Annotated in this window: 14 protein-coding genes; 6 read left to right on the top strand and 8 right to left on the bottom strand. The window is 58.8% G+C overall.

Features of this window, described 5'->3' with window-relative positions; genetic code table 11:
• Positions 1-71: 71 nt before the first annotated feature.
• The 4 genes from AB7M22_RS29870 (at position 72) to nadE (ending at position 2,720) form a co-directional block, all read left to right on the top strand.
• Complete coding sequence (locus AB7M22_RS29870; RefSeq protein WP_454188648.1) at positions 72-329, top strand: hypothetical protein; 258 nt, start codon at positions 72-74, stop codon at positions 327-329.
• Between the two features lie 3 nt (positions 330-332).
• Positions 333-476, top strand: coding sequence for a hypothetical protein (locus AB7M22_RS29865; RefSeq protein WP_454188647.1), 144 nt, complete (start codon positions 333-335; stop codon positions 474-476).
• A 185-nt stretch (positions 477-661) separates the two neighbouring features.
• A complete protein-coding gene (gene pncB, locus AB7M22_RS29860) occupies positions 662-1,888 on the top strand; it encodes a nicotinate phosphoribosyltransferase (protein ID WP_008009787.1) in 1,227 nt (408 codons plus the stop codon).
• 4 nt (positions 1,889-1,892) lie between these two features.
• The gene (gene nadE, locus AB7M22_RS29855; RefSeq protein ID WP_454188646.1) at positions 1,893-2,720 is read left to right on the top strand and encodes an ammonia-dependent NAD(+) synthetase; all 828 of its coding nucleotides are present in this window, start codon (positions 1,893-1,895) and stop codon (positions 2,718-2,720) included.
• 192 nt (positions 2,721-2,912) lie between these two features.
• Here nadE and azu read toward each other — a convergent pair whose 3' ends face one another.
• Positions 2,913-3,359, bottom strand: a complete 447-nt coding sequence (gene azu / locus AB7M22_RS29850) for an azurin (protein ID WP_052965931.1) — start codon at positions 3,357-3,359, stop codon at positions 2,913-2,915.
• Between the two features lie 344 nt (positions 3,360-3,703).
• Here azu and AB7M22_RS29845 point away from each other — a divergent pair, with 344 nt between their 5' ends.
• Together AB7M22_RS29845 and AB7M22_RS29840 are read left to right on the top strand one after the other, a co-directional pair.
• A complete protein-coding gene (locus AB7M22_RS29845; RefSeq protein ID WP_008009795.1) occupies positions 3,704-4,291 on the top strand; it encodes an LOG family protein in 588 nt (195 codons plus the stop codon).
• A gap of 68 nt (positions 4,292-4,359) precedes the next feature.
• Positions 4,360-4,548 carry a hypothetical protein gene (locus tag AB7M22_RS29840; RefSeq protein WP_454188645.1) on the top strand — a complete coding sequence of 63 codons (189 nt, stop codon included), beginning with the start codon at positions 4,360-4,362 and terminating at the stop codon, positions 4,546-4,548.
• Positions 4,549-4,772: 224 nt separating this feature from the next.
• Here AB7M22_RS29840 and AB7M22_RS29835 read toward each other — a convergent pair whose 3' ends face one another.
• The 7 genes from AB7M22_RS29835 to AB7M22_RS29805 all read right to left on the bottom strand — a co-directional run bounded on the left by AB7M22_RS29835 (position 4,773) and on the right by AB7M22_RS29805 (position 16,045).
• Positions 4,773-5,663 carry a transglutaminase family protein gene (locus tag AB7M22_RS29835; protein WP_454188644.1) on the bottom strand — a complete coding sequence of 297 codons (891 nt, stop codon included), beginning with the start codon at positions 5,661-5,663 and terminating at the stop codon, positions 4,773-4,775.
• The gene (locus AB7M22_RS29830) at positions 5,663-8,149 is read right to left on the bottom strand and encodes a circularly permuted type 2 ATP-grasp protein (protein ID WP_454188643.1); all 2,487 of its coding nucleotides are present in this window, start codon (positions 8,147-8,149) and stop codon (positions 5,663-5,665) included. The genes AB7M22_RS29835 and AB7M22_RS29830 overlap by 1 nt, the downstream gene beginning before the upstream one ends.
• A gap of 88 nt (positions 8,150-8,237) precedes the next feature.
• The gene (locus AB7M22_RS29825; protein ID WP_454188642.1) at positions 8,238-11,513 is read right to left on the bottom strand and encodes a transglutaminase family protein; all 3,276 of its coding nucleotides are present in this window, start codon (positions 11,511-11,513) and stop codon (positions 8,238-8,240) included.
• A gap of 175 nt (positions 11,514-11,688) precedes the next feature.
• Complete coding sequence (locus AB7M22_RS29820) at positions 11,689-12,147, bottom strand: hypothetical protein (RefSeq protein WP_454188641.1); 459 nt, start codon at positions 12,145-12,147, stop codon at positions 11,689-11,691.
• On the bottom strand, positions 12,148-12,609 hold the full coding sequence (locus AB7M22_RS29815) for a hypothetical protein (RefSeq protein ID WP_454188640.1): 462 nt from the start codon (positions 12,607-12,609) through the stop codon (positions 12,148-12,150).
• Positions 12,609-13,526, bottom strand: coding sequence for an NAD synthetase (locus tag AB7M22_RS29810; protein ID WP_454188639.1), 918 nt, complete (start codon positions 13,524-13,526; stop codon positions 12,609-12,611). The genes AB7M22_RS29815 and AB7M22_RS29810 overlap by 1 nt, the downstream gene beginning before the upstream one ends.
• Before the next feature lie 215 nt (positions 13,527-13,741).
• Positions 13,742-16,045: a YgiQ family radical SAM protein gene (locus tag AB7M22_RS29805; protein ID WP_008009808.1), complete on the bottom strand. Its 2,304-nt coding sequence runs from the start codon at positions 16,043-16,045 to the stop codon at positions 13,742-13,744.
• Positions 16,046-16,108 lie beyond the last annotated feature (63 nt).

Genomic DNA, 16,108 nt, shown 5'->3' with positions numbered 1-16,108 from the left:
CAGGCAACAATACTCATTAAAAAACAATCACTCGCGCCCTCACACCCCAAGAGCGCTCAAGGAGTTCGTCTGTGAATCGCTATCAACCTCTTAAATCCAACGCATCTAACATTCCAACTTTCTATATAGACTCGCACGTCGCACCCCATCTGTTATTTGAAGATGCCTGCTTCAGAATACGCGCTGCCACGAGCCTTTTAGAGGCGCCGACCTCTGTAACCGTCAAGCATACTAATGATGCTGATTTTTTCCGCCTGATACTTCCAGCCTATTTATTGCTACAGGACGGCGTCGACGCGCTGGACCAAATAACATTTAAAGGATTGTAAATCATGGCCAAATCAGTGACCCATGAAATGATAAAAGCAGCAATGATCAAGGCAGTTGAAACAGGGCTTGTTCCTCGTCACTCACACCTTGATGGCTATTTAAGAAGTTGGGAAAGCCTGGCGCTCGTCATTCAGGCAGCGCTTTAGGCAACAGCAGATAATTGAGGAACCACAGGTGTTTGCATTTGAAGGTGCCAGCAACATGTGATTATTCCATCATGAACACAAAAAAAGCTGGCAATCCTCACCGCTGATATGCGCCACTAGCCCCATTCATTGAAACAGCTGCAACGTCGCTGCCACGGGCCGCGGCCAGCCTGGAGAACCCCGTTATGAGCGAGAGTGTGTTTGCCGATCGCATCGTGCAGAACCTGCTCGACACCGACTTCTACAAACTGACGATGATGCAGGCGGTGCTGCACAACTACCCGAACGTGGAAGTCGAATGGGAGTTTCGTTGCCGTAACAGTGAGGATCTGCGCCCGTACCTGGCGGAGATCCGTTTCCAGATCGAGCGCCTGGCCGAGTTGAGCCTGAGTGCCGATCAGTTGAGTTTCCTGGAGCGCATCAGCTTTCTGAAACCGGATTTCCTGCGCTTTCTCGGATTGTTCCGCTTTAACCTGCGCTATATCCACACCGGCATTGAAAACGGCGAGTTGTTCATCCGTCTGCGCGGGCCGTGGCTGCACGTGATTCTGTTCGAAGTACCGCTGCTGGCCATGGTCAGCGAAGTACGCAACCGCTATCGCTACCGGGAAATCGTTCTGGAACAGGCCCGCGAACAGCTCTATCGCAAGTTCGACTGGCTGACCGCCAACGCCAGCGCGGACGAATTGTCCGAGTTGCAGGTAGCCGATTTCGGCACCCGCCGTCGCTTCTCGTACCGTGTACAGGAAGAAGTGGTGAACGTGCTCAAGCATGATTTCCCCGGTCGTTTCGTCGGTACCAGCAACGTGCACCTGTCTCGGGAACTGGACATGAAGCCGCTGGGTACCATGGCCCACGAATGGATCATGGCCCACCAACAACTCGGCCCGCGGCTGATCGACAGCCAGATTGCCGCCCTCGACTGCTGGGTCCGCGAGTATCGGGGTTTGCTGGGAATCGCCTTGACAGATTGCATCACCTCCGATGCCTTCCTCAACGATTTCGACTTGTTCTTCGCCAAGCTCTTCGACGGCTTGCGCCACGATTCCGGTGACCCGGTGCAGTGGGCGGAAAAAGCTATCGCTCACTACCACAAGCTTGGCATCGACCCAATGAGCAAGACCCTGGTGTTTTCCGACAGCCTGACGCTGCCCAAGTCCCTGGAGATTTTTCGGGCATTGCGCGGTCGGATCAATGTCAGCTTCGGTATCGGCACTAACCTGACCTGCGATATTCCGGGTGTCGAACCCATGAGCATCGTGCTTAAAATGACGGCCTGCAACGGCCAGCCAGTGGCCAAGATTTCTGATGAGCCTGGCAAGACTCACTGCAAAGACCCGAATTTCGTCGCCTACTTGCGACATGTTTTCCAAGTACCTGCCGCCCTTTCCAGTACATCAAGCAAGGAGTGAATTCATGCAAGCCGTACAGCGTGAGATTGCTGAACAGCTCAAGGTCCAGCCGCCGTTCGCCGACCAGGCCGCCCTCGAGGCCGAAGTCGCCCGGCGGATCACCTTCATCCAGGATTGCCTGGTCGATTCCGGGCTCAAGACCCTGGTGCTCGGCATCAGCGGTGGCGTCGATTCCCTGACCGCCGGCCTGCTGGCCCAGCGTGCCATGCGTGAACTGCGCGAGCGCACCGGGGACAGCAGCTACAAATTCATCGCCGTGCGCCTGCCATACCAAACGCAGTTCGATGAGCACGACGCCCAGGCTTCAGTGGACTTCATCGCACCGGATGAGCGCCATACCGTGAACATCGGCCCTGCAGTCAAATCCCTGGCCGGCGAAGTGGCGGCTTTTGAAGGCAAGCACGCGGTTTCGGTGGATTTCGTGTTGGGCAACACTAAGGCGCGGATGCGCATGGTCGCGCAATACACCATCGCTGGCGCGGCTCATGGCCTGGTGATCGGCACCGATCACGCGGCAGAAGCGGTGATGGGCTTCTTCACCAAATTCGGTGACGGCGCCTGCGACCTCGCACCGCTGAGCGGCCTGGTGAAAAATCAGGTCCGGGCGATTGCCCGCAGCTTCGGCGCGCCGGAGTCGCTGGTGGAAAAAATCCCGACCGCCGACCTCGAAGACCTGTCGCCGGGCAAACCGGACGAAGCCTCCCACGGCGTGACTTATGCCGAGATCGACGCCTTCCTGCATGGTGAGTCGGTGCGTGAGGAAGCGTTCAAGATCATCTGCGACACGTACAAGAAGACTCACCACAAGCGCGTGATGCCGTTCGCGCCTTAAGGACGTCGGCGTCTGTACAGACGCCTTCGCGGGCAAACCACGCTCCCACGGATTTTGTGTCGGACGCCGGTAATGGGCACGACACAAATCCTGTAGGAGCGAGGCTTGCCCGCGAAAAACGATGACTCGGTCTATCGTCAGGCACAAAAAAAGCGTCCCTCGCAGGACGCTTTTTTTATGAACGCAATTTAATCACTTCAGGGTAACAGTGCCTTTCATCATCGAGATGTGGCCTGGGAACGAGCAGAAGAAACCGTACTTTTCAGCAGCATTGAGCTTCGACACGTCGAATGTCACCGAGTCGGTTTCCTTCGCGCCGATGACTTTGGTGTGAGCAATGACGCGAGCATCACCTTCTTTCAGATAGTTCTTGTCGATGCCAGCCGACAGGCCGTCAGTGGCGATCGGCTGCATGTCGGCTTCTTTGCTCAGCACCCAGTTATGGCCCATGACGTTTTTCGGCAGGCTGCCAGAATGTTTCAATTCCACGGTGAACGTCTTGCAGCTCTTGTCGATGGTGATGTCCTTGGTATCGAAGGACATCTGGTCAGTGGAGTCGACAGTGACCTTGCATTCCGCGGCCATCAATTGGCTGCTGGCCAGTGTCAGCAGGGATACCGCAACAAGTTTGGCAAACATGGTGAATCTCCAAGGCAGGGTTAACAAAAGTGCTAATGGACAGAAGACTGCCTGAAATCTTCGCAAGTTCCTATGACCTGAATCAAAAATTGTATACAACTTTCGGGCTATGACACTCATCGAAACAATCTACCAGCCGGACGTCTGGCACGGCCCTATCATCAGGGTCGTCATCTCTCATCTGGAGCGTCTGTCATGTCTTTCAACAGCTTGTTGTGCAGTTTGCTCGCCGCCTACGCCTGCGGCGCCAGTGGCACCTGTGAAACGCCAAAACGCGAGGTTTAACCCTTGGAACGGGGCAAGCCTGCCTTTACTCTGTGGCCCTGATGACCATGGAGTAAGGCATGTCTTTATCGTCCGTTTGTGTATTTTGCGGTGCCAGCACTGGCACTAACCCGGCTTATCGTGAAGCGGCTGTCGCCCTGGGGCGAGCATTGGCCGAACGCAAGCTGACCCTGGTCTATGGCGGCGGCGCCGTCGGGCTGATGGGGATTGTGGCCGACGCCGCGCTGGCGGCCGGCGGTGAAGTGATCGGGATCATTCCGCAGAGCCTAAAAGACAAGGAAATCGGCCACAGCGGCCTGACCCGCCTGGAAGTGGTGGACGGCATGCATGCGCGCAAGGCGCGGATGGCCGAGCTCAGCGATGCCTTCATCGCTCTGCCCGGCGGCCTGGGCACGCTGGAAGAGCTGTTCGAAGTCTGGACCTGGGGCCAGCTCGGCTATCACGGAAAACCGCTGGGTTTGCTGGAAGTGAACGGTTTCTACAGCAAGTTGACGTCTTTTCTTGATCATATCGTCGGCGAAGGCTTCGTTCGCGAAGCGCACCGTGACATGCTGCAAATGAGCGAATCGCCGCAAACCCTGCTCGATGCACTGGACGCCTGGCAACCCTCGGTACCGCCAAAATGGACCGAGCAAAAACCCAGCTAACGGCTCGGTGCCGATACAGGGCAGAATATGCGCCGCTCAACCTCACCTTCGACCCCAGAGGATCGCCCATGGCTAAACCTAATTATTCCTTCGCCAAACGTCAGAGAGACTTGGCCAAGGAGCAGAAGAAAGAGGAAAAGCTTCAGCGCAAGAAAGCTACAGCTGAAGAAGAAGCAGCAGCACTGAACCCGGATACCGAAGGCGAAGTGGCTACAGACGAAACTGAAACACCGAAAGATCAGGCGCCCGACGCCTGAGACCCTCAGGGCCCGATGATCTGATCAGGCCCACCGGATCTGTGTCCAGGGTCAGCAACGATGTTGCTGACCCTCACAGTCCAGTCTGAAAATTCCCCGTCCAGAACTGACTTGCACATCCCCATGTGGGAGCGAGCCTGCTCGCGATGACGGCGGCACACTTAGCAATTATTTGACTGATACACCGCTATCGCGAGCAGGCTCGCTCCCACACTGGATCTCCACTATTCCAATGGCATTACCGTCACCCGAACCTCCGGGTCGTGGCTACCACCGCCCAGGATCACCCCACGCAACGGCGACACATCGGAAAAATCCCGGCCCCAGGCCAGGGTGATGTGCTCCAGCGCCGGCTGCACATTGTTGGTCGGGTCGAAATCCACCCACCCCAGCACCGGGCAAAACACCGACACCCAGGCATGAGACGCATCGGCGCCGATCAGCCGTGGCTGACCTGGGGGTGGCTGGGTCAGCAGGTAACCGCTGATGTACCGCGCCGCCAATCCCCGGGAGCGCACACAAGCGAGCATCAGATGCGCAAAGTCCTGACAAACCCCGCGCCGCCTCTCCAGCACTTCCACCAACGGCGTCGCCACTTGGGTCGCTTCGGCGTCGAAGGTGAATTCGCTGAAAATCTTCTCCATCAACACCTGAACCCCCAGCAACAATGGCTGGCCAGGAGGAAAACAACTTTCGGAGAATTCGACGAAGCTGCGCTTCAAATGCACATAAGGCGATTCGAACCGGTAACGGCAGGCTTCCAGCAGTTCAGGAGAGAGCGGCTGACTGCTGTAGGTCAGTGCGTTGCAGGTCGCTTCCCAGGCTGGCGATTGATTGAAGTCCAACGATGGTCGGGCCAGCACTTCGACCGTCAGGCTGGCATTGACCAGCAACTCATCGTGCGGCCGCTCGAATGCCAACCGGGTCAGCGGATTACCAAACACATCCAGCTCATCCCGGCGCGAGGTCGGATCTGGACTGATCTGCAATTGCTGATCGGTGCAGCGCTGCCAAACGCAAGCCCGCGGCCACAGGTGCGCCAGTTGCTGGGCCAGGGACACCGGGCTGTCATAGTGATAATGGGTGTCGTGGAAAATCTGGTAACGGGCATTCATCAGACGGACACCGTGCGTTGGCTGACATCATCGACATGGGCGAAATGGCGCAGGGCCAGGCGATCCGATACTTGTCCGCTGGAATCGGCGATCTCCTGCAACAGATCGGCCAACCCCTCTATGGCGGCGCGAACACTGGCCTCGCCAAACAGTGAGTTTTCCAGGCAACCCAGATCGAAGCGCGCCAACCGCTCCACCAACTGCGGCAGACCTGTTTCGCGCGGCGCGCCAAAGTCGTCGTTCAAGCGCTTCAACGTGCGGGTCACCAATTTCAACTGAAACAGCACCGCGTGAGGGTTCTGCTCGTCGAGCAGCAACAGGTCCAGCACCGGGATCAATTGCGCCACCGCCAAATACCGCGAGCGGTAAGTGATGCTGCTGTTGCCCAGTTCCAGCAGCCATTCCAGCCCGGCTTGATCGAAAGTCCCGGCTCCACGCAGAAACGCCGCCAGACTGCCACTGAGAAATTGCAGCCGCTCGATCCGTCGACCGATCATCAGGAAACGCCAGCCTTCGTCCCGGGTCATGTCGTCGAGGGCAAAGCCGGACAGCGCCGCCAGCGACATCACTAACCGGTTGAGGAAATCCAGTAACTCGCCGAAATCCGGCTCTTCGGTTTCCAGCGCCATGGCTTCACGCTGCAATTCCACCAACGCCTGCCAGTTTTCCCGCGAAAGCTTGCCGCGTACTTGCGAAGCCGCCCACTGCAAGCGTTGCAGGTTGGAGCGCAGGCTGAACGGCCAGTCATCGCCGAGCAGCGCCGCCAACAATCGCTCTGGCAATTCGCCCTCCTCCGGCAACAGATTCAAGCGTTCACCGAGATCAACCGCCGCCTCCAGGGCTTGCGGGTCATCGCCATCGACATAGCGCGCCAGCATGATCCGCAGTAGTCGTGCACTGTCATCGCAGCGCTCGCAGTAACGGCCGAACCAGAACAGGTTCTCGACCACCCGCGACGGCAGATACGGATCGCGTCGCACCAGATCGTGAACGCCAATGTTGCGCTGGGCTTTCCATTGTTCACCGCTGGGTGGGCGATCGCCCAATACCCAAGTGTCCTTGCTTGCGCCGCCGCGCTGCATCGACACCACCTCGGCATCGGCCTCGCCGGCAACCCGGGTCAGCCCGCCGGGCAGCACTCGATAGCCGTCCCGACTGGCGACTGCATACACGCGCATGCCGATGGCTCGCGGCTGCAACTGGCCACCTTCGGCCTGCCAGATCGGCGCTTGGGACAGCTGCGCCAATTCTTGCGCAACATAGGCGTAAGGCCGAGCCCGCATGCGCTCAGCCAAGGTTTGACGCTGCTTTTCACTCAAATCACGACCAAACACCGGGGCGAAGCTCTGGGATGGAAACGCTGGTTTGATCAGCAGCTCCGGCAGCTTCTCCAAGGCCTGGGCCAACACCGGCGCTTCACCGCACCACCAGGTCGCGATGGACGGCAGGATCAGCTCTTCACCGAACAGATACTGATTAATCTTCGGCAGGAAGCCCAGTAAACCCGGCGACTCCAGCACGCCGCTGCCGAGTGCGTTGGCCACCAGCACCCGGCCCTGGCGAACGGCTTCGAGTAGCCCCGGCACGCCGAGGGCCGAGTCGGTGCGCAGCTCCAGCGGGTCGCAGAAATCATCATCGAGCCTGCGCATGATCGCGTGGACCCGACGCAGGCCGCTCAAGGTTTTCAGGTAGACCGTGGCATCCCGGACGGTCAGGTCGCCGCCCTCCACCAACGGATAACCGAGCTGGCGAGCCAGGTATAAGTGTTCGAAATAGCTTTCGTTGAAACGCCCCGGCGTCAGCACCACCACCAGTGGCGCTTCGTCATCGCTCGGCGCCTGACGAGCGAGGGTTTCCTGAAGTGTGCGGAAGAATCCGGCCAGGTGCTGCACCTTCAAATCGCGGTACAACTCGGGAAAGGCTCGGGACACGATGGTGCGGTTTTCCAGCGCGTAACCGGCACCGGATGGCGCTTGAGTCCGGTCCGCCGTCACCCACCAGCGACCGTCAGGCGTGCGCGCCAGATCCACGGCGTACAGATGCAGGAAGGCCCCGTCGGGCGGCGAAATGCCCTGACAGGGCCAGAGAAAGTTGTTGTGGCCGAACACCAGCTCAGGCGGCAGCAGACCTTCGGCGATCAAGCGCTGAGGGCCGTACAGGTCCGCCAGCACAGCATTGAGCAACCGCGCCCGTTGAGCGATCCCGGCCGATAACTGTTCCCACTCATCAGCGGCAATCACATGAGGCAGCAGGTCCAGCTCCCAAGGCCGGTCGGCGCCCTTGGGGTCGGCGTAGACGTTATAGGTCACGCCGTTTTCCTGGATCTGCCGGGTCAGCAGCGCCTGACGCTGCGCCAGTTGCATTGGCGTGCTGCGTTGCAATTGATCGAACAGCCGCCGCCAGTGCGGGCGCACGACGCCGCTGTCGTCGAGCAGTTCGTGATAAGTGCCCGCGGTCAGCGGGTAACGGTCAAGCAGGTCAGGCATGGAAAGCTCGGCAGACAGCAAAGAACGGTCAGACTAACGCAGGCTCATGACGCCCGGATATACGAAAAATCCGAGCGTCGCGTACGGTTTAGAAACGTCGCAAATCGAGAGTCATCGGCAGCTCGTCGTTAATTTCCAGATTCGGTATAGGAAGTTTCCCCGGCGTGTGTCCGAGACGGAAGAATCGCGCCATCCGCCGGCTCTCGGCCTCATTGGCGTTCACCGGCAGGCTGTCGTAGTTACGCCCGCCCGGATGGGCGACGTGGTACTGACAACCGCCCAGCGACCGCCCCATCCAGGTGTCGAGCACGTCGAACACCAGCGGCGCGTGGACCGGGATGGTCGGTTGCAGGCAGTTGGCCGGTTGCCAGGCGCGAAAGCGTACGCCGGCGACGAACTCACCGACCCGCCCCGTGGGTTGCAACGGCACCGGAATGCCGTTGCAGGTCAGCAGATATCGCTGAGGCGGCAGGCCGCTGAGTTTGACCTGCAAACGCTCCAGCGACGAATCCACGTAACGCACCGTGCCACCCGCCGCGCCTTCCTCGCCCAGTACATGCCAAGGCTCCAGCGCCTGACGCAATTCCAGCTGGATGCCGCTGACGGCGTAGTCGCCGACCTTGGGGAAACGGAATTCCAGATGCGCCGCGAACCACTCGGCCCGTACGGGATAACCGGCGGTATTGAGGTCGACGATCACATCAGCGAAATCCTGCTCGATAAAGTGCGGCAACAGGAATCGGTCATGCAGCTCTGTACCCCAGCGCGCCAGTTTCGGCGGTGCATAAGGCTCGCGCCAGAACCGTGCCACCAGCGCCCGCAGCAACAATTGCTGAGCCAGGCTCATGCGCGCATGGGGCGGCATTTCAAAGGCTCGCAGTTCCAGTAATCCGAGGCGCCCGGTGGCGCCGTCCGGCGAATAGAGTTTGTCGATACAGAACTCAGCGCGGTGGGTGTTGCCGGTCACGTCGATCAGCAAATTGCGCAGCAAGCGATCCACCAGCCAGGGTGGACATTCCTCGCCCGGCTTCGGCATTTGTGCGAAGGCGATTTCCAGCTCATACAGCGAATCGTTGCGTGCCTCATCGACGCGCGGCGCCTGGGACGTCGGGCCGATGAACAATCCGGAAAACAGGTAGGACAAGGACGGATGATTGTGCCAGTAACTGATCAGGCTGCGCAGCAAATCCGGACGGCGCAGAAACGGTGAGTCAGCCGGGGTCGCGCCGCCCAAGACGAAATGGTTGCCGCCACCAGTGCCGGTGTGCCGGCCGTCGATCATGAACTTCTCGGTGGTCAGTCGAGTCTGGCGCGCCTCTTCGTAAAGAAATTCGGTGCGCTCCACCAACTCATCCCAGGTGGCGGACGGCTGGACGTTAACCTCGATCACGCCCGGATCCGGAGTAATCCGAAAGTTGCTCAGACGCGGGTCACTCGGCGGTTCATAGCCTTCCAGCAACACTGGGCAATGCAGCTCCTCGGCGGTGGCTTCGATGGCCGCGACCAGCTCCAGATAGTCCTCGACCCGCTCCAGTGGCGGCATGAACAGGTACAACCGGCCTTCGCGCGCTTCGGCGCAGAATGCGGTGCGGGTCAGCCAGTCGGCGGACTCGTCGATCCTTGGCGCACGCTCTTCAGTGACAGCAGGTTCGCCATGACTCTGCAGTTGGGCGGTGTCCGGCAGCTCAGGAAAATCCTGATTCGGGTCGACGGGATGAATGAACGGATACTCCGCTGCCTTCACCCAGGGCTGCGAACCGAGTGGCAAGCGATACCCCAGTGGCGAATCCCCCGGCACTAATCGGCAATGTTCTTCCCGCAGATACCAGCGACCGCTCTGCCATTGATCGCCCTTGGCGGTGCGCGCCAGCGGCAGGACCTGGCCGATAACCTTGTCCAGGCCCTGACTGAAGACTTTGCGCAGGCGCGCCCGCTCCAAAGGTTCTTCCAGCCGTGAGTCTTCGGCGCTGACGTTCTGCGGCAAAGCGCCTTCGCGCCAGAGGTAATAGAAATTGTCTTCGTAGGCCGGGAACACAAAGCGTGTCGGAATTTTCAAGCGTTCGGCGACACTCGCCAGAAAACGCCCGGCCAGTTCACCATCGGCGCCGTAGCCTTCCTGCTCATCGGCGATCAGCGCGCTGTTGTGCCAGATCGGCACGCCGTCGCGGCGCCAGTAGCAGTTCAGCGACCAGCGTGGCAGTTGCTCGCCCGGGTACCACTTGCCCTGACCGAAATGCACCAGCCCCTTGGGCGCGTAATGCTTGCGCATGCGCTGGAACAGTTCGGCGGACAGGCGACGTTTATTCGGGCCGAGCGCGGCGGTATTCCATTCGGCACCGTCCGGATCATCGATGGAAACGAACGTCGGCTCGCCGCCCATGGTCAGGCGCACATCGCCCTCGAGCAGGTCGGCATCGATCTGCCGGCCCAATGCCTGAATCGCCAGCCATTGATCTTCGGTGTAGGGTTTTGTTACCCGCGGTGCTTCCCAAATCCGTTCCACGGACATCTCGTGGGTAAATTCGCACTCGCACGGTTCCACCAAGCCACTTATTGGTGCCGCAGAGGACGGATCAGGACTACACGCCAACGGAATGTGCCCTTCACCGGCAAACAGCCCAGAGGTCGCGTCCAGGCCGATCCAGCCAGCACCGGGCAAATAGACCTCGCACCAGGCGTGCAGGTCAGTGAAGTCCACTTCGGTGCCCGAGGGGCCGTCGAGGCTTTTGACATCAGCGGTCAACTGAATCAGATAACCGGACACGAAACGCGCCGCCAGGCCGAGGTTGCGCAGCAATTGCACCAGCAACCACGCGGAGTCGCGACAGGAGCCGGAGGCATGCTCGATAGTGTATTCCGGGGTCTGTACGCCTGGCTCCATGCGAATCAGGTAGCCGATGTCTTCGCTGAGGCGCTGGTTGAGCGCAACCAGGAAATCCACACTCGGTAGCGGCGTGCGATCGATGCCATCCAGATAGGCCTTGAATTTCGGCGTCAGGGGCAATGTTTCCAGGTACGGCGCCAGCTCTTTGCGCTCATCCGCGGCGTAGGCGAAAGGGATCTTTTCGGCGTAAGGCTCGAGGAAGAAGTCGAACGGATTGAAGACCGCCATCTCCGCCAGCAAGTCGACCTCGATCCGCAGCTCGTCGGTTTTCTCCGGGAACACCAACCGCGCCAGGTAGTTGCCTTGGGGGTCCTGCTGCCAGTTGATGAAATGCTGCTCGGGGGAGACTTTCAGCGCATAGGACAGTATCCGCGTGCGGCTGTGGGCAGCCGGGCGCAGGCGAACGATCTGCGGACCGAGCTCGACAGCGCGGTCGTAGCGGTAATGCGTGACGTGGTGCAATGCGACATGGATCGACACGGCGTGCCTCCTGCGAGCCTGGACGTTATCGAAAGCGGCGCAAGACTTATGCCATACCGGCAGGTCGGACCCTTTCTTCGGTTACTCAAGGCAGTAGAGCACTAAAAGCGCGCATTGCTCGCTTTCGTGTGCACAGGGGCGCACATAAATGTGGCGGATCGATGGGCGAGTCGACTTAACGGCGGCGCGATGCCTTGAAGGCTTGCCTGATCAACTCTCGCTGGCGGCGGATTTCAACCAGTTGGGTGCGCATTTCGCGGTGGCGTTTGCTGTTGAGTAGCAACAGGCCTAGCAATGGAAAGAGGAGGCCTGCCGCGTAAACGAATCGATTTGGGCGATAGGCAATCGTCGGTAATACAGACAACAGACAGACCACAAAAAGCCCGGCGAACACCCAGACCCAACCAGGTCTGCCGCGCACGACCATAAAGTTGCTATGGACCAGAACCGCAGTGCAAATCACAGTGCATAAGGCGAAAAATTTCGCTTCGTCCGCCAGCGGAGCGTTCACAAAGAAGCTATCAACAAGAGCAAAGAGAGCAAGCAAACACGATATTTTCGCCACGAAGATCGCGGCGATAAAGGTTGGGAAATAGCGCTTCATAAAATTGAGAAAAAACGGATAGTTTTCCATCTAACGCCCCTTCTTGTTTTTCTGAAGCCCGACGGCAGATTTTGCTGCGATACGCTCATGTCGTAACTCAAGCAACTTCTGGCGCATTTCTCGATGGCGTTTGCTATTAAGCAGTAGCAAACCCAGCATCGGAAATAACAACCCAGTCACATAGGCGATGGGATGCGGCTTGTAACCATAGGTGGGAAGGACTGTGAAGAAACACACCAAATAGAACACGACGATGGCCCGCCCCCCCCAGGACCGTCCCCTGATCATGACAAAGTGGCTCAATGCCAAGAGCAAAGACAACACCAGCGCCAGAAGAAAAGAATACTTGCCCCGCTCAGGATCGCCTCGAAAGTAAGTACTTGAGACTAATGAAATCGAAGCAGAAAGAGCAAAACAAGCTAGAAAAAAGGCGCAGATAAAGATTGGAAAATAGTGAGCAAGGAAAGCGTTCAGTGAATACTTGCGATCCATTACTCAATCTCCTCATACAGACCAACAGCAATTGTTCGGAGGTTCCCAGCCAAGCTACTTCCTGTTAAACCTATGGCCGCCCCCAGAGAGTCGCGAATCTGAGTGACAGTCGCGTGATTGATTTGAGTGGCCGTATAACGCTTTGCAAGCGTCCCCGAACGCTGGCGAAATTTCAATAATTTATTTGTCAGGCTCGGGTCTTTTAATGTTAACAATTCTTTAGTCAACGCCTTTCTTTGCTGGCGTGTCAGACCTTTAGAAAGCTCGTACCAACTCCTGCCGGTCGAGACCTTCCTGGCCTGCAAGAGCCTCAGGGTGGTTAGAGTAGACGCACCGGCTCCCAGCAATGATGCGGCATCCAGTACCGGCATTGCATAGCGATACCAGTCCTCGCTGTCCATATCATCATTGGCTGATGGGTCGTTGAGTTCGTTGTACGCCCTCATGCCTCCCACCACACACTGCGCAGTACTCGCGGCAGCAGCTGTTGCTCCAATTGCTGTTACAACCAAACTGGCACCTGCTGTAAATGGAACTGCAATCGTGCCACTGAAAACCACGATCCAGCCCAGAATGGCACCGGCACAAGATAACGTCGTATTGACCGCCTCCCCTACTAAACGAGACTCACGCGGGTTGTTCTTTACCTGATCAGCGAATTGAGCCGGCGCAATGTACTTCTGCGCCTCGCGCAAAATGATTCGCTTGGGCTTGATGCTGCAAATCGGCTTGAACTCGCGCAGGGTCACTACGTTGAACTCGGCGTCGATGTACACCACGCCCGCGCCGACGATTCCGGGGTCGGCGTCGATGGCGGCAAACAGGCGTGGCAGGTTGATCTGGCTTTCGATGCGTTGGCGAGCCATGAACTGGGAAGGGCTGTAATCCATGCCGATGCCCGGTAAGGGGTTGCTCATGTGAATCGTCCTTGAAGATCGTGGGGAGAGATCTTTATTGCCTGTGCCGCCATCATCGCGAGCGAGCCCGGTTCCCACAGGGTTTGGCGTCGTATAGGGAAATCAGTTTCCCAAGCAGCCATTGAAGTGCGCGTCACCTTAGCAAACAGGCCGCACACTCGCTAGAAAACAAAACGCCAGCACTGAGGCTGGCGTTTTGCGATTTGGCGCGCAGATTAACGCGGCACGACTGGCTTGCGGGCCGGTTTGGGTCCCTTGCCTTTGGCCGCGTCCTTGCGTTCCTTGGCCGCCTGCTGGTTGCGGGCAAATGCCGCCGCCTTGGCCTGTTCACGCTTGTCCCACGGGTTACCGCCATCGCTGGCACGCGGTGGCAGGCCGGTGTGCTGGGTCAGGATCTTGGTGGTCTTTTCCCCTGCCACTTTGTGGCTGCCGGCCGGTGTCGAGTTCTTGCGACGGGCGCTCTGGTAGCTGTCGGTCGCCGGCTGATGCAGCGGGATCAACTGGTTCTTGCCCGGCCCGATCAGGTCGGCGCGGCCCATGCGGGTCAGCGCTTCACGCAGCATCGGCCAGCCTTTGGGGTCGTGATAACGCAAGAACGCCTTGTGCAGACGACGCTGCTCTTCGCTCTTGACGATGGTCACGCCGTCACTCTTGTAAGTGACCTTGCGCAGCGGGTTCTTGCCCGAGTGGTACATCGCGGTGGCGGTGGCCATCGGCGACGGGTAGAACGCCTGCACCTGGTCGGCACGAAAACCATTGCCCTTGAGCCACAGGGCCAAGTTCATCATGTCTTCGTCGGTGGTGCCTGGGTGAGCGGCGATGAAGTACGGAATCAGGTACTGCTCTTTCCCGGCTTCCTTGGTGTACTTCTCGAACATGCGCTTGAACTTGTCATAGCTGCCGATGCCCGGTTTCATCATCTGGTTGAGCGGACCTTCCTCGGTGTGTTCCGGGGCGATCTTCAGGTAACCACCGACGTGGTGAGTCACCAGCTCCTTGACGTATTCCGGCGACTCGACCGCGAGGTCGTAACGCAGGCCAGACGCGATCAGGATCTTCTTCACACCCGGCAAGGCACGGGCGCTGCGATAGAGCTGGATCAGCGACGAGTGATCGGTGTTGAGGTTTTCACAGATGCCCGGGAACACGCAGGACGGCTTGCGGCACGCGGACTCGATGACGGGGCTCTTGCAGGCAATGCGATACATGTTCGCGGTCGGGCCACCGAGGTCGGAGATCACCCCGGTGAAGCCTGGCACCTTGTCGCGGATCTCTTCGATTTCGCGAATGATCGATTCTTCGGAACGGTTCTGGATGATCCGGCCTTCGTGCTCGGTGATCGAGCAGAACGTACAGCCACCGAAGCAGCCGCGCATGATGTTTACCGAGAAGCGGATCATGTCGTAGGCAGGAATCTTTTCCTTGCCGTACGCCGGGTGCGGAACCCGTGCGTAAGGCATGCCGAACACGTAGTCCATTTCTTCGGTGGTCATCGGAATCGGAGGCGGGTTGAACCAGACGTCCACTTCGCCATGCTTCTGCACCAGCGCACGGGCGTTGCCCGGGTTGGTTTCCAGGTGAAGCACGCGGTTGGCGTGGGCGTAGAGCACCGAGTCGCCACGGACTTTTTCCATCGACGGCAGGCGGATGACCGTTTTCTCACGGGTGAGGCGCGGGTTCGGCAGCAATTGCACGACCTTCGCTTCGTTCGGATCCTCAGCTGGCCCCTTTTCCTGCTCGATGGCGCAAGCCTGGGTGTCTTGGGTGTTCACGTACGGGTTGATGATCTTGTCGACCTTGCCCGGACGATCGATACGCGTGGAGTCGATCTCGAACCAGTCTTTTGGCGTGTCACGACGAATGAACGCGGTGCCGCGCACATCGGTGATGTCTTCGATCTTGTGACCGAACGACAGACGCTGGGCGACTTCGACGATCGCACGCTCGGCGTTGCCGTAGAGCAGGATGTCGGCGCAGGCGTCGATCAGGATCGAGTTGCGCACCCGGTCCTGCCAGTAATCGTAGTGGGCGATGCGGCGCAGGGAGGCTTCGATGCCACCGAGAACGATCGGCACGTGCTTGTAGGCTTCCTTGCAGCGCTGGCTGTAAACCAGGCTCGCGCGATCCGGACGTTTGCCCGCCAGGCCACCGGGGGTGTAGGCGTCGTCGGAACGGATTTTTTTGTCGGCGGTGTAGCGGTTGATCATCGAGTCCATGTTGCCGGCCGCGACACCGAAGAACAGGTTCGGCTCGCCGAGCTTCATGAAGTCGTCTTTGGACTGCCAGTTAGGCTGGGCAATGATCCCGACGCGGAAGCCCTGGGACTCCAGCAGCCGGCCAATGATTGCCATGCCGAAAGACGGGTGGTCGACGTAGGCATCACCGGTGACGATGATGATGTCGCAGGAATCCCAGCCGAGCTGATCCATCTCCTCCCTGCTCATCGGCAGGAATGGCGCTGGCCCGAAACATTCGGCCCAGTACTTGGGATAGTCAAATAACGGCTTGGCTGCTTGCATGTCGATAACCGGTGTTGGCTTTCATTGAATTTCGCGGGCGCGGAATATAGCACAAAATTTGAC

Source organism: Pseudomonas sp. ADAK2 TE3594, from assembly GCF_053628675.1.
This window is presented reverse-complemented; position numbering and strand designations above follow the sequence as displayed.